At 71.4% G+C, this 13,428-nt stretch carries 11 protein-coding genes; 1 reads left to right on the forward strand and 10 read right to left on the reverse strand.

What is annotated here, in order from left to right; all coding sequences use genetic code 11:
* Positions 1 to 27 precede the first annotated feature (27 nt).
* The 10 genes from ACLQ23_RS21260 to ACLQ23_RS21305 form a co-directional block, all read right to left on the reverse strand.
* Positions 28 to 510, reverse strand: coding sequence for a hypothetical protein (locus ACLQ23_RS21260; protein WP_355591924.1), 483 nt, complete (start codon positions 508 to 510; stop codon positions 28 to 30).
* A gap of 113 nt (positions 511 to 623) precedes the next feature.
* Positions 624 to 2,603 carry an acyl-CoA dehydrogenase gene (locus ACLQ23_RS21265; RefSeq protein WP_425880983.1) on the reverse strand — a complete coding sequence of 660 codons (1,980 nt, stop codon included), beginning with the start codon at positions 2,601 to 2,603 and terminating at the stop codon, positions 624 to 626.
* Between the two features lie 148 nt (positions 2,604 to 2,751).
* Complete coding sequence (locus tag ACLQ23_RS21270) at positions 2,752 to 3,777, reverse strand: phosphotransferase family protein (protein WP_355591918.1); 1,026 nt, start codon at positions 3,775 to 3,777, stop codon at positions 2,752 to 2,754.
* Between the two features lies 1 nt (position 3,778).
* Positions 3,779 to 4,546 carry an SDR family oxidoreductase gene (locus ACLQ23_RS21275; protein WP_355591915.1) on the reverse strand — a complete coding sequence of 256 codons (768 nt, stop codon included), beginning with the start codon at positions 4,544 to 4,546 and terminating at the stop codon, positions 3,779 to 3,781.
* A 29-nt stretch (positions 4,547 to 4,575) separates the two neighbouring features.
* A complete protein-coding gene (locus ACLQ23_RS21280) occupies positions 4,576 to 5,028 on the reverse strand; it encodes a MaoC family dehydratase (RefSeq protein WP_425880984.1) in 453 nt (150 codons plus the stop codon).
* Complete coding sequence (locus ACLQ23_RS21285; RefSeq protein WP_355591909.1) at positions 5,025 to 5,780, reverse strand: SDR family oxidoreductase; 756 nt, start codon at positions 5,778 to 5,780, stop codon at positions 5,025 to 5,027. Before ACLQ23_RS21285 ends, ACLQ23_RS21280 begins: the two co-directional genes overlap by 4 nt.
* Entirely contained in the window at positions 5,773 to 6,564 is a 792-nt protein-coding gene (locus ACLQ23_RS21290) for an SDR family oxidoreductase (RefSeq protein ID WP_355591906.1), read from the reverse strand. Before ACLQ23_RS21290 ends, ACLQ23_RS21285 begins: the two co-directional genes overlap by 8 nt.
* Positions 6,565 to 6,574: 10 nt before the next feature.
* A complete protein-coding gene (locus tag ACLQ23_RS21295; RefSeq protein ID WP_425880985.1) occupies positions 6,575 to 7,549 on the reverse strand; it encodes an NADPH:quinone oxidoreductase family protein in 975 nt (324 codons plus the stop codon).
* Between the two features lie 29 nt (positions 7,550 to 7,578).
* The gene (locus ACLQ23_RS21300; protein WP_425880986.1) at positions 7,579 to 10,857 is read right to left on the reverse strand and encodes a carboxyl transferase domain-containing protein; all 3,279 of its coding nucleotides are present in this window, start codon (positions 10,855 to 10,857) and stop codon (positions 7,579 to 7,581) included.
* A gap of 16 nt (positions 10,858 to 10,873) precedes the next feature.
* Positions 10,874 to 12,085 carry an acyl-CoA dehydrogenase family protein gene (locus ACLQ23_RS21305; protein WP_355591897.1) on the reverse strand — a complete coding sequence of 404 codons (1,212 nt, stop codon included), beginning with the start codon at positions 12,083 to 12,085 and terminating at the stop codon, positions 10,874 to 10,876.
* A gap of 179 nt (positions 12,086 to 12,264) precedes the next feature.
* Between ACLQ23_RS21305 and ACLQ23_RS21310 the strand changes: the two genes are divergently transcribed.
* Positions 12,265 to 13,428: an acetyl-CoA C-acyltransferase gene (locus ACLQ23_RS21310; RefSeq protein ID WP_425735333.1), complete on the forward strand. Its 1,164-nt coding sequence runs from the start codon at positions 12,265 to 12,267 to the stop codon at positions 13,426 to 13,428.

The following is a 13,428-nucleotide window of genomic DNA, read 5'->3' on the forward strand; positions in this document are numbered from 1 at the left end:
CGCCCACGAGCAGTGGCACCGGCCCTCTCAGCGGTCGAGGCAGCCGACCCGGTCGCCGAGCTCCGGCGGGATGCCGAAGGGGCTGCACTCCAGCGCGCTGCCCTCACCGAGCTTCTTCCACCTGCCGTCGGCGTACGTGAAGAGCAGCACCCCGTCGCCCTGTTGCGTGGGGTCGACGGCGATCACACCGGCCGTGGCCCACTGCCCGGCGCACTTGATCTGATCGGGGTCGATCCGGTGGGTGCTGCTCGCCAGCCCCGATGCCCGCTGCAGCGTCGCCGCGCTGACCGGACAGATCTTCGTGCCGGTGTCGGGCGTCGGCGATCCGGCGGCGGCGGTGGGCGATGCGGCGCTGCGGGTCGGTGCCGCGTCGCCGGTGGCCGAGGGCAGCGCCACGCCAGGGGTGGGTGTGGCGCTCGCCCCGGCGGTGGGGGAGGAGGTGCCGGTGCAGGCCGCCAGACCCGCCAGTAGGGCGACGGGCGCGAGGACGCGGAGCGCGGTCGGGGTCATTGTTCCTCCGGGATCGGCATGGGCGGCGATTTCTCACAACACGCCCATCGGTCCACAGGGGTTGCGCTCGCCGTGCGGTGCGTCCGATCTCCGACTCGGTGACGCAGCTTCCCTTACGCCGCAGCCGCGTGGGGATCGCCGGCGGCGTCGTGGGCTGCCATGGTGTCCTGCCGCTGTGGTTCCTCGCGCAGCATCGTGCAGTGCAGCCACGCGTCCGGGATGGCGAAACCGTCCACGAGCGTGCGCATGTGCGGGCGCAACTCCTTGAGCAGACCGTTCACCACCGAGGTGATCGCCTTGGCGCGGGCCGGGGTGAGCCGGCCGTGCTCCAGGAACCAGCCCTTGTTGGCCTCGATGACGCTGAGGGCGTACAGGTCGCAGACCTGGGAGAGCAGCGCCTGGACCGCCGGGTCCGCGGTGTCCTCGATGCCGGCGACGAACGCCTCCAGGGTGACGCGGTCGATGTGCGCGGCGGCGACGGTGAGGACGTGGTCCTGGACGTCGTTGAAGATGTCGAAGGGGCGGTCCTTCTTCGTGGTCGCGCCACCGCGCAGGCGGCGGACCGCGCCGTCCAGGAGGTGCTTCTCGCGGTCCTCGAACGCCTTGAGCTGCCAGCCCCGGTCGGTGACGGCGACCTCCTCGTCGCGGCCGGGCACGGCGCCGATGAGCCGTTCGATGAGCGACCGCGCGGCGGTGCGCTCCAGCACCATCTCGCGGACCTGCTCGGCGACGAACGAGGCGCGCCCCCAGCCGTCCAGCGAGCCGAACTCGTCCCGGTAGCCGGTGAGCAGCCCCTTGGCGACCAGTTGCAGCAGCACCGTGTTGTCGCCCTCGAACGTCGTGAAGACGTCGGTGTCGGCCTTCAGGCTGGGCAGCCGGTTCTCGGCCAGGTAGCCGGCGCCGCCGCACGCCTCGCGACACGTCTGGATCGTGCGGGTCGCGTGCCAGGTCTGCGCGGCCTTGAGACCCGCCGCCCGGGACTCCAGCTCACGTTGCCGGTGCTCGTCGACCGGCCCGTCACTGCCCTGCACCTCGTGCAACGCGGCGACCAACTCGGCCTGCGCGAAGTGCAGCGCGTACGTGGTGGCCAGGGCGGGCAGCAGTTTGCGCTGGTGGGCCAGGTAGTCGTTGAGCAGCACCTCGCGGTCGGAGTCGGGCGTGCCGAACTGGCGGCGGATGTCGCCGTAGCGCACCGCGATGGCGAGTGCCGACTTGGTGGCCGCCGCCGCGGCGCCGCCCACGCTGACCCGTCCACGGACCAGGGTGCCGAGCATCGTGAAGAAACGGCGGGAGTCGTTCTCGATGGGGCTGGAGTACGTCCCGTCCTCGGCGACCTGACCGTAGCGGTCCAGCAGCATGTCGCGGGGCACCTGTACGTGGTCGAAGCTCAACCGGCCGTTGTCGACACCGAGCAGACCGGCCTTGGGCCCGGCGTCGCCGATCGTCACGCCGGGAAGCGGATTGCCCTCGGCATCGCGGATCGGGACCAGCCACGCGTGTACGCCGTGCCCCTCACCGTTCGTGATCAGCTGCGCGAAGACCACAGCCATCCGTCCATCGCGGGCGGCGTTGCCGATGTAGTCCTTGCGGGCCGCCTCGTGCGGGGTGTGCAGGTCGAAGGTCTGCGTCTGCGGGTCGTACGTGCAGGTGGTGCGCAGTTGCTGGACGTCGGAACCGTGACCGGTCTCGGTCATCGCGAAGCAGCCGAAGATCGTGCCCGAGATGATGTCCCGCAGGTAGGCGTCGTGGTGTCGACGGGTGCCCAGGGCGGCGACCGCTCCGCCGAACAGGCCCCACTGCACGCCGGCCTTGACCATCAGTGACAGGTCGACCTGGGCCAGCATCTCGGTGGCGACGATCGAGCCGCCCACGTCGGATCCGCCGCCGTACTCGGCGGGGAACGCCGACGCGATGCCCAACTCGACGGGGAGTTCGCCGAGCAGGCGGGTGATCCGCTCACGTGCCTGATCGCCTGTCTCGCCGTACACCGGAAGGAAGCGCTCGTCGAGGTGCTCCCGGTGCGCGTGGCGGACCTTTGCCCACGGCCCGTCGAGCGTCTCCTGCAGGCGTGTGACGTCGATGCGATCGGGCATGGTCACCCCTCCGGTGCGGGACATATGCGTACAGTCTGGACCCGATCAAGACTACCGGGTGGTCACAGCGGCCCACCCGGGAAGACCACGGTGAAACATGACACCATCCTGCGACGTTTGACCCCGCCCGCGTGCGGGATCGCCCCGTTCAGTAGGCCAGCCCCGTCTCGTAAGCCACGGACCAGGCCTGGGCGACGAGACGGTCGACGACGGCACGGTCCGGCAGAGAGCCCGGCAGCGCGGCGTTCGCCGGTTCGTCGAGTGCGCGGCGGTACACGCCCTCCAGGATGATGGCGACCTTCCACAGGCCGAGCACGTGCCAGAAGGGCAGCGCGGCCAGGTCACGGCCGGACCGTTCGGCGTACGCGGCGCTCACCTCGGCTCTTGACGGAAACCCGGGCAGGCGGGAGGCGTTGAACAGGCCCAGGGGCGGGTCGTCCGGCTCCTGCCAGTAGGCGAGCAGGCTGCCGAGGTCGGCCAGCGGATCACCGAGAGTGGAAAGCTCCCAGTCCAGTACCGCGCGGACGGCACCGGACGACGGGTCGACGATCTGGTTGACCAGGTGGAAGTCGCCGTGCACGAGCACCAGGTCGCCGGGCTCGGGAATCCGGTCGTGCAGCAGGGCTGTCAGCTTCTCCACTTCGGGCAGTTCACGGGTACGACTGGCAGCCCACTGCCGGGACCACCGTTTCAACTGTCGCGGCGCGTACGCGGAGTGGCTGGCCAGATCGTGCAGGCCCACCTCGGTCGGGTCGACGGCGTGCAGGTCGGCGAGCACCCGGCCCAGTTCCAGGCCGACGGCGCGGCGCAGGTCGGGCGTCATCGCCGCAGCGGTCTCCACCCTGTCCACGACGAGGCCCTCGACGTGCTCGACGATCAGCACCGGGACGTCGGCCACCTGATCGTCGCGGCACAGACCCAGGACGCGGGGAACCGGCACGTCGGTCCGGCCCAGCGCGGCGAGGATGCGGTGCTCGCGGGCGACGTCGTGCGCCGAGGCGAGGAGGTGCCCGAGCGGCGGCCGACGTGCCACGGCACGCCAGCCCGCCGCGTCGGTCAGCAGATACGTGAGGTTGGACTGACCGAGGCCGATCCGGGTCGCGGTCAGCGGCTCGACAACTGCCTGCCCCGACTGCCGTAGCCAGCGCCCGAGCGCTGTGACATCCACTGCCATCTCAGGCGCTCACCGGCTCGACAGCGGAGCCGGTGAGCAGTTGCCCACCGTCGACGAGGACCGTCTCCCCGGTGATCCAGGACGCCGAGCGGGAGGCCAGGAAGACCACCAGTTCCGCCACGTCGAGGGGCTCGCCGATCCGCCCGAGCGGTGTCACCGCGTTCACGTCGGCCTCGTTCTCCTTCCACAGCGCCTCGGCCAGCCGGGTCCGGACCACTCCCGGCGCGACGGCGTTCACCCGTACCCCGGGTGCCAGTTCCAGAGCCAGTTGCCGGGTCAGGTGGATCAGCGCGGCCTTGGAGACGTGGTACAGGCCGAGATCGGGGCTCACCGCCAGCCCGCCCAGCGACGCCACGTTGACGACCGCGCCACCGTTGTCACGCATCCACAGCCGCCAGGCCAGCGAGGTCCACAGCAGCGGACCCCACAGGTTGACGTCCATCAGCTTCGCGAAGCGCCCGTGGTCCTGCTCGACCACCGGCCCGAACGCCGGGTTGGTGCCGGCGTTGTTCACCAGCAGGTCGATGCGACCGAAGCGCTGCAGTGTGGTCTCCAGGCACGCCTGGGCGCGGTCCTGGTTGGTGACGTGCGCGCCGAAGCCGAGTGCCCGCTCGCCGAGCGTCGCGGCGGCAGCCTCGGCGGCCTCGGCGGTGCGGGCGGTGAGCACCACGTTCCCGCCCTGCTCGTGCCAGTGGCGGGCCACGGCGAGACCGATCCCGCGCGACGCGCCCGTGACCACGGCGGTCCGGCCCTCAAAAGAATCCTGCACGCGATTCGCTCCTGTTTCTGAGTTCCGGATCAGGGGACGAGCAGCGAGATGGCGGCGACCACACATGCCGGCGGTCCGCCCGTCTCCAGGTCGATCTGGATGTCCGAGGTGACCTGGAAACCGCGACGGGCCTCGTGCACACCGGTGAGGGTGATCCCGGCACGGATCCGCGACCCGACGGGCACCGGCGCGGGGAACCGCAGCCGGTCCGAGCCGTAGTTCACGCCCATGCTCATCCCGTCCACCCGGTACACCTGCGCGGCCAGGGTGGGGATCAGCGACAGGGTGAGGAAGCCGTGCGCGATCGTCGCGCCGAACGGCCCGGTGGCGGCCCGCTCCGGGTCCACGTGGATCCACTGGTGGTCACCGGTGGCCTCGGCGAACGTGTTCACCTGCTGCTGCGTGACGAGGTGCCAGTCGCTGTGCCCCAGGTGCTCGCCGACAGCCGCGCGCAACTCGTCGATGCCGCTGAAGACCCTCATCGCACCGGCCCGCCCGCCACGTCGAGCACCTGACCGCTGATGTAGCCGGCCCGTTCCCCGAGGAAGAACGAGACCGCCTCGGCGACGTCCTGCGGCTGCCCCACCCGGCGTACCGGGATGCCGGCGGCCGCCTCGGCGATCAGCTCGTCGAACGGGCGGCCGATCCGCCGCGCGGTAGCGGCGGTCATCTCGGTCTGCACGAAGCCCGGCGCCACCGCGTTCGCGGTGATGCCGAACGGGCCCAGCTCGACGGCGAGCGTCTTGGTCAGGCCCTGCAGCGCAGCCTTCGCCGCCGAGTAGTTCGCCTGACCGCGGTTGCCGTACGCGGAGGTGCTGGACAACGAGACGATCCGCCCCCACCGCTGCTTGACCATGTGCGCCTGGACGGCCCGGCTCATCAGGAACGCGCCCCGGACGTGCACCCCGAGAACCGTGTCCCAGTCCGCTGAGGACATCTTGAACAGCAGGTTGTCACGCAGGACGCCGGCGTTGTTCACAAGTGCCACCGGCGGCCCCAGCCGCTGCGCGATCTGCTCGACACCGGCGACGACTGCCGCCTCGTCGGACACGTCGGCCACCACCGCGTACGCCGGAACGCCCTGCTCGCCCAGGTCGGCCACCATCTTGTCGCACCCGTCGGCGTCCAGGTCCCACACGGCCACGGCGAAACCGTCAGCGCCGAGCCGGGTGGCCACCGCCGCCCCGATTCCGCGTGCCGCCCCGGTGACGACAGCTACCCTGCGCTCAGCCATTGTGGGTCACCGCCGCGTCGTCGAAGCGCTTCTGGAGCTTGCGCATGCCGGTCAGCCAGGCGTCGGTCCGGCCCGCGCGGGTCTCGTAGTACCGCTGCACCTCGGGGTGCGGCAGGATCAGGAACCGGTCGTCGTGCAGCGCCTCCCAGACCACCTCGGCGACCTGTTCGGGCTCCAGCGCGACATCGTGGCTCAGCAGATCCCGGAACTCGCCCGAGTCGTCGAGCATCTTCGTCCGCACCCCCTGCGGGCAGAGCGCCTGGACGGCGATGCCGCGATGCCCGTAGGTGACCGAGAGCCACTCCGCGAACGCGACGGCCGCGTGTTTCGACACCGAGTACGGCGCGCTGCCGAGCATCGTGAGCAGTCCCGCCGCGGAGGCGGTCACCACGAACCGGCCGCCGCCGGACTCCAGCCAGCCGGGGACCAGCGCGCGGGCCGCGCGGACGTGCGCAAGGACGTTCACCTCGATGGCGGTGTGCCAGTCGGCGTCCGGCGTGTCGATGCCCTTTCCGACACCCACTCCGGCGTTGGCGAAGAAGATGTCGACCCGTCCGGCGGCGGCGATCAGCAACCGTGCCACGCCCTCGTCGGTCGACACGTCGCCGCCCACTGCGACGCCACCGACCTCGGCCGCGACCCGTTCGGCTGCGGCGGAGTCCAGGTCGCCGACGACGACGCGCGCGCCCTGGGCCGCCATTTTCCGGGCGATGGCCCGGCCGATACCGTTGCCGCCGCCGGTGACCACCACGCACCGGCCGCGGACCAGATCCTGTTCACTCATGGGTACGTCCTCAGATGGGGTTGTTGACGAGCACGACCTTGCCGACGGTGCGGCGGTCGCCGAGGTTGGCCAGGGCGGACGGGGCGGCGCTCATCGGGAGCACCTCACTGACCAGGGGATCGACGAGTCCCTTGTGCCACAGTTCGACAAGCCGCTCGTGGGTGCTGGCGATCACGGCCGGGTTCTTGACGTGGTACAGCCCCCAGTACAGGCCGACGACGCTGTAGTTCTTGATCAGAGCGTGGTTCGTGGGCGCCTGGGCGATCCGGCCGCCCGCGAAGCCGACCACCACGATCCGGCCCTCGAAGGCGACGCACCTGCGGCTCTTGTCGAAGACATCGCCGCCTACCGAGTCGTAGATGACGTCCGCGCCGGCCCCGCCGGTGACCTCCTTGACCACAGGCACGAAGTCCTCCGCCAGGTAGTCGACGACCACCTCCGCGCCGAGGTCCCGGCACACCTGCACCTTGTCCGGTCCGCCCGCCGTGGCGATCACCCGGGCACCGGCGGCCCTGCCGATCTGGATCGCCGCCGACCCGACGCCGCCGGCCCCGGCGTGCACCAGCAGCCACTCGCCGGGTTGCAGGCGGGCGCGGGTGTGCAGGCCGACGTACCCGGTCTGGTAGGTGATCAGCATGGACGCCGCCTTCTCGGCGGGCATGTCGTCAGGGATGACGAACACCCGGTGCGGTGCCACGACCACCTGCTCGGCGAGCCCGCCGTACGGCAGCTCGGGCGCGGCGAGCACCCGCTCGCCGGCCCGCGGCCCGTCCACGATGCGCCCGCACACCTCAGCGCCGGGCGTGAACGGGAGTGCCGGCTTGTCCTGGTACTCGCCCCGGCACAGCAACACGTCGGGGAAGTTCAGGGCCACCGCCTCGACAGCCACCCGAAGGGCGCCCTCGGGTGCCGAGGGCTGCGGCACGTCGGTCCACTCCAGAACGTCCGCGGGCTCGCCCAGCCGGGTCACCTGCCACGCCTTCATCCGACCTCCTCCTCGTCGTGCCGGCCCGGTCACCATGCGGGGACCAGGGGTCGCTTCTTCCCGGCCCGAGGTGCTGGCGGCGGAGCCGCGTCCAGCACGCCGACGATCCGGTTCCGGGTCTGCGCCGGGTCGATCACGTCGTCCACCTCGAACACGCTGGCGATGTTCAGCGCGCTGCCGCGCTCGTACATCTGCGCCACCAGCCGCTGGTAGAGCGCCTCGCGCTCGTCCGGGTCGGTGACCGCGTCCAACTCCTTGCGGTAGCCGAGCCGTACCGCGCCCTCCAGGCCCATTCCGCCGAACTCGCCTGTGGGCCAGGACACTGTCAGCTCCGGCTCGTAGAAGCCGCCGCGGGCCATGGCCTGCGCGCCCAGCCCGTACCCCTTGCGCAGCACCACTGTCACCATCGGCACGGTCAGGCTGGCGCCGGCCAGGAACATCCGGCCGAAGTGCCGCACCTGCGCGCTCTCCTCAGCCGCCGGGCCGACCATGAAGCCCGGTGTGTCGCACAGCGAGACGATCGGCAGGTCGAACGCGTCGCACAGCTCCATGAACCGGGCGGCCTTGCTGCCGCCCTCGGCGTCGATGGCACCGCCGAGGTGGCGCGGGTTGTTGGCGATGAGCCCGACCGGGCGGCCCGCCATCCGGATCAGCGCGGTGATCATGCCGACGCCGTGCTCGCGCCGGAGTTCCAGCACCGAGTCCCGGTCGGCCAGGGTGTCGATCACGGTACGGACGTCGTACGTGCGCCGCCGGTTCTCCGGCACCGCGTGGCGCAGCGCGCGCTGGTCCGGCTCCTCCCAGGTGTCGATCCGACCCTGGAAGTAGGAGAGGTACCGACGGGTGGCGCGCACTGCCGCCGCGTCGTCGGGGACCACCAGGTCGACGACGCCGTTGACGGCGTGTACCGCTGTCGGCCCGATCTCCTCCGGGCGGTACACGCCGAGGCCGCCGCCCTCGATCATCGCCGGTCCGGCCATCCCGATGTTGGCGTCCGGGGTGGCCACGATGAAATCGCTGCACGCGACGAGGGCGGCGTTGCCGGCGAAGCACTTGCCGGTCACCACCGACACCGTCGGCACGAGCCCACTGAGCCGGGCGAGCAGGGCGAACGCGCGAGTGTCCAGGTTCGCCACGCCCGGGTTCTCGGTGTCGCCGGGGCGCCCGCCGCCGCCCTCGGCGAACATGACGACCGGCCACCTGTTGCGTTCGGCAAGCTCGAAGAGCCTGTCCTTCTTGCGATGCCCGTTGTAGCCCTGGGTGCCGGCCAGCACCGTGTAGTCGTAGGCCATCGCCACGCAGCCGGTGCGGTTGATCTGGCCGACACCGGCCACCAGGCCGTCGGCGGGGGTCCTGTCGATCAGGTCGTCGAGGCTGCGCCGCGCCCGCTGGCCGGCAAGGACCAGCGAGCCGTACTCGGAGAAGGTGCCCGCGTCGCAGAGGTCGTCGAGGTTCTCCCGGGCGGTGCGGTGCCCCCGGCCGTGCCGCTTCGACACCGCATCCGGCCGCGCCTCGTCCCGGGTCTTGTGCTGCCGGTCCAGGACGCGCCGCAGGTCGGGGCGGATCAGGTCCGGGTCGGCCTCGGCGACCGTGTCGACAGTCGTCGCCTGGACCTCACCGGCCAGCAGCGAGGCGAGCAGCGTGCCGGGGTGCACGGTCTGGCCGACGGTCACCGGCAGACGGTCCACCACGCCGCTCGCGCCGGCCACGACCTGGTGTTCCATCTTCATCGCCTCGAGCACGACCAGGACTGACGTCGCGGTCACCTGGTCGCCCTCGGCAGCCGGGACCGCTATGACAGTGGCCTCCATTGGTGCCCGGACCGCGATGCCGTCCGTTCCCTCCTCCGGCTCGGGTGCGGCGGCCGGATCGACGTCGGCGCCGGGGAACCACAGCGGCTCCCGCGCCGGCGCGGTGGCCAGCCCGGCGGCGTGTTCGTCGAGGAAGGCGGTGGTCGCTGTCCCGTCGGTCACCTCGGGGTGCTCAAGAAGCCGTCCCAGTACGCCCAGATTCGTGTCCACACCCTCGACGCGGAACTCCGCGAGCGCCCGGGACGCCTTGCGTCGCAACACCGACGGGTCACCGCCGGGCTCGTGCACGACCACCTTGGCCAGCAGCGAGTCGTACCCGGTGCCGACCCGGTAGCCGGCGTAGCCGTGGGTGTCGGTGCGTACTCCCCGGCCGGCGGGCGGGTCGAAGGCGGTGAGCACACCGGTGGCGGGCAGGCTGCCACCGTCCGGGCGGACCGTCTCGGTGGTCACCCGCAGCTGGATCGCCGTTCCGGCAGGCTTCGGCGCGGGACCGTCCAGGCCGATGTCGGCGAGGCTCGCCCCGGCTGCCAGGCGCAGCTGGATCTCCACGAGGTCGACGTCGAACACCTGCTCGGTGACTGTGTGCTCGACCTGCAGGCGCGGGTTGGCCTCCAGGAAGACGAAGTCGTCTCTGCCGACGAGGAACTCGACGGTGCCGACCCCGCGGTAGCCGAGTCCGGCGGCCAGGCGTACCGCCGCGTCGTGCACCGCGTCGCGCAGTCCAGAGGCCAGACCGGGTGCCGGGGCGAGTTCCACCACCTTCTGCCGGCGCCGCTGGAGGCTGCAGTCCCGGTCACCGAGGGCGACGGCCGCGCCGGTGCCGTCGCCGACGATCTGCACCTCGATGTGCCGGCGGCCGGTGAGCAGCTGCTCGGCGTAGAGGGTGCCGTCGCCGAACGCGCCGAGCGCCTCGGACCGGCAGCGCTCGAACGCGGCGGCCAGGTCGGCCGGGTCGGTGACCGGCCGCATCCCGCGTCCGCCGCCGCCGGCCACGGCCTTGAGCATGATGCCCTCCGGTGCGCCGGCCAGGAACTTCGCCGCTTCGTCGAGCGTCGCCGGCCCGGTCGCCGGCACCACGGGGATACCCGCCGACTCCGCCGCCGCGCGTGCTGCGGTCTTGTCGCCAAGCACCCGCAGCACCTGCGGCGCCGGACCGACGAACACCAGCCCGGCCTCGGCGCAGCGGCGCGCGAACTCGGCGTTCTCGCTCAGGAACCCCCAGCCGGGGTGCACGGCAGTGGCTCCGGCCGCGTGGGCGGCCTCGATCAGCGCGGTCTGATCGAGGTACGCGCCGACCCCGGTGCCGGGCAGCGGCACCGCCTGGTCCGCCCGGCGTACGTGCAGGCAGCGGTCGTCGTCGGCGGCGTACACCGCGACCGACGGCACGGCGAGGTCGGCGAGCGTCCGCAGCACACGGACGGCCACCTCGCCCCGGTTGGCCACCAGCACGCGATCCGGGTAGATCCCCACGGTCAGCTCCTCTGCGTTGTCGCCCACGCCGCCATCGTCCCGGTCAGGCGGATGTCTGCGCGTGCAGCTCCGCACGGGCGATCGAGCGCCGGTGCACCTCGTCCGGGCCGTCGGCGAAGCGCAGCGTGCGCTGGTGGGCGTACATGCTGGGCAGTGGGGTGTCCGGTCCGAGGCCGGCGGCGCCGAACGCCTGGATGGCGTGGTCGAGCACGCGGAGCGCGACGTTGGGAGCGATGACCTTGATCCCGGAGATCTGGGTCCGGGCCGCCTTGTTGCCCTGGGTGTCCATCAGCCAGGCGGTGTAGAGCGTGTAGAGCCGCGCCTGGTCGATCTCGATCCGCGCGTCGGCGATCCAGCGCTGGATCTGGCCCTGCTCGGACAGCGGGCCGCCGAACGCCACGCGGGACGTCACCCGCTGGCAGAGCAGCTCAAGGGCGCGCTCGGCCGCCCCGAGCGACCGCATGCAGTGGTGGATCCGGCCCGGTCCGAGCCGCGCCTGGGCGATCGCGAAGCCGCCGCCCTCCTCGCCCAGCAGGTTCGTCACCGGAACCCGGACGTTCTCGAACGTGATCTCGCAGTGCCCCTCCTGGTCCTGGTAGCCCATGACGGTGAGGCTGCGCACGAGTGTGACGCCCGGGGTGTCCAGCGGCACGAGGACCATGCTCTGCTGCCGGTAGGTGGGGCCGTCGGGGTCGGTCTTGCCCATCACGATGGCGATCTTGCACCGGGCGTCGCCGGCCCCGGAGATCCACCACTTGTGGCCGTTGATGACGTACTCGTCGCCGTCGCGGACGATCGAGCACTGGATGTTGCGGGCGTCGGAGCTGGCCACAGCCGGTTCGGTCATCGCGAAGCAGGAACGGATCTCGCCCTCCAGCAGCGGCTGGAGCCACTGCTTCTGCTGCTCCTCGGTGCCGAACATGGTGAGCAGCTCCATGTTCCCGGTGTCCGGTGCGGAGCAGTTCAGCGCCTGCGAGGCGATGTGCGAGCGGCCCAGGATCTCGGCAAGCGGCGCGTAGTCGAGGTTGGACAGGCCCTCGGTCCACTGGGTCTTGTGCGGCAGGAACAGGTTCCAGAGGCCACGGGCCCGTGCCTCGCGCTTGAGTTCCTCCATCACCGGAGGAAAGAAGTGCGGGTCACCGCTGTCGGCGAGTTGTTGCCGGTAGACCGGCTCGGCCGGATAGACGCACTCGTCCATGAACGTCAGCAGCGTTTCTCGCAGGGCGGCGGAGGTGGGCGAGTAGGCGAAGTCCACGAGAGCTCCAAGCGTCGTCGATCGGACCGGGTCGGAAGCGGAGGTGAGTCCGGGCCTCCGACGATCCGGATGGTTGCGTCGGCCCGGTACCGGTGCTCAAATTAGAGCCGACGTCGACGTCGGCGTCAAGAAATCGGACAGGTCCGTTGGTGGACCTTTTCGCGACGAATGGAGACGACGTGGCGCCAGCCCGCGAAGCAGTAATCGTGGCCACCGCACGGACGCCGATCGGTCGTGCGCACAAGGGGTCGCTCCGTCAGGCACGGCCGGACGATCTGGCCGGTTTCGCCATCGCACAGGCCCTGGGAAAGGTCCCAGCTGTCACCCCTGACCAGATCGGCGACGTGATCGTCGGTACCGCCAACCCGGCGGGGGAGCAGGGACTGAACGTCGGACGGCTGGCCGCGCTGCTGGCCGGGCTGCCCGACACCGTCACCGGGACCACCGTCAGCCGGGGATGCGCCTCCTCGCTCGACGCGATCCGGATCGCGGCGAACGCCATCGTGGCCGGCGAGGGCGACGTGTACGTGGCGGGCGGCGTCGAAAGCGTCTCCCGGACCTCAAGCGCACACATCGACGACGCCGCCACGAACCCGCGGTTCGGCACCGACCCCCTGCCGGACGCCTACATCACGATGGGGCGCACGGCCGAGAACGTGGCCGACCAGTTCGACATCTCCCGCGCCCGGATGGACGAGTACGCCAAGCTCTCCCAGGACCGCGCGGTCGCCGCCCGGGACCGTGGGTTCTTCGCCCGGGAGATCAGCCCGTACCGGCTGGACGACGGCACGCTCGTGGAACAGGACGACTGCCCGCGCGCGAACGTCGACCTCGACGTGCTGGCCGGGCTTCCCACCCCGTTCAAGGTCGACGGGCGGGTCACACCCGGCAACTCCTGCCCGCTCAACGACGGCGCTGCGGCGGTCGTCGTGATGTCCGCCGAGCGCGCCCGCGACCTGGGGATCCAACCCCTGGCGCGGATCCTGGGCTGCGCCACCACCGGTTTGGCCCCGGAGATCATGGGGGTCGGGCCGATCGAGGCGGTACGCCGGCTGTTCGACCGCACCGGGCTCGCCATCAGAGACGTCGACGTGCTGGAGCTCAACGAGGCGTTCGCGGCGCAGGTGCTTGCGGTCGTGGACGCCCTGAAGATCTCGGTGGAGGACCAGCTCAACCCGCACGGCGGCGGGATCGCCCTGGGCCACCCCTTCGGCATGACCGGTGCCCGGATCATGACCACGCTGCTCAACGGGTTGGAGGCCACCGGCGGTACTGTCGGCGTCGAGACGATGTGCGTCGGCGGCGGGCAGGGGATGGCCATGGCTGTCGAGCGGATGGCGTGA

It is taken from the genome of Micromonospora sp. DT41, from assembly GCF_049841715.1.
GTDB classification, from domain to species: Bacteria; Actinomycetota; Actinomycetes; order Mycobacteriales; family Micromonosporaceae; genus Micromonospora; species Micromonospora profundi.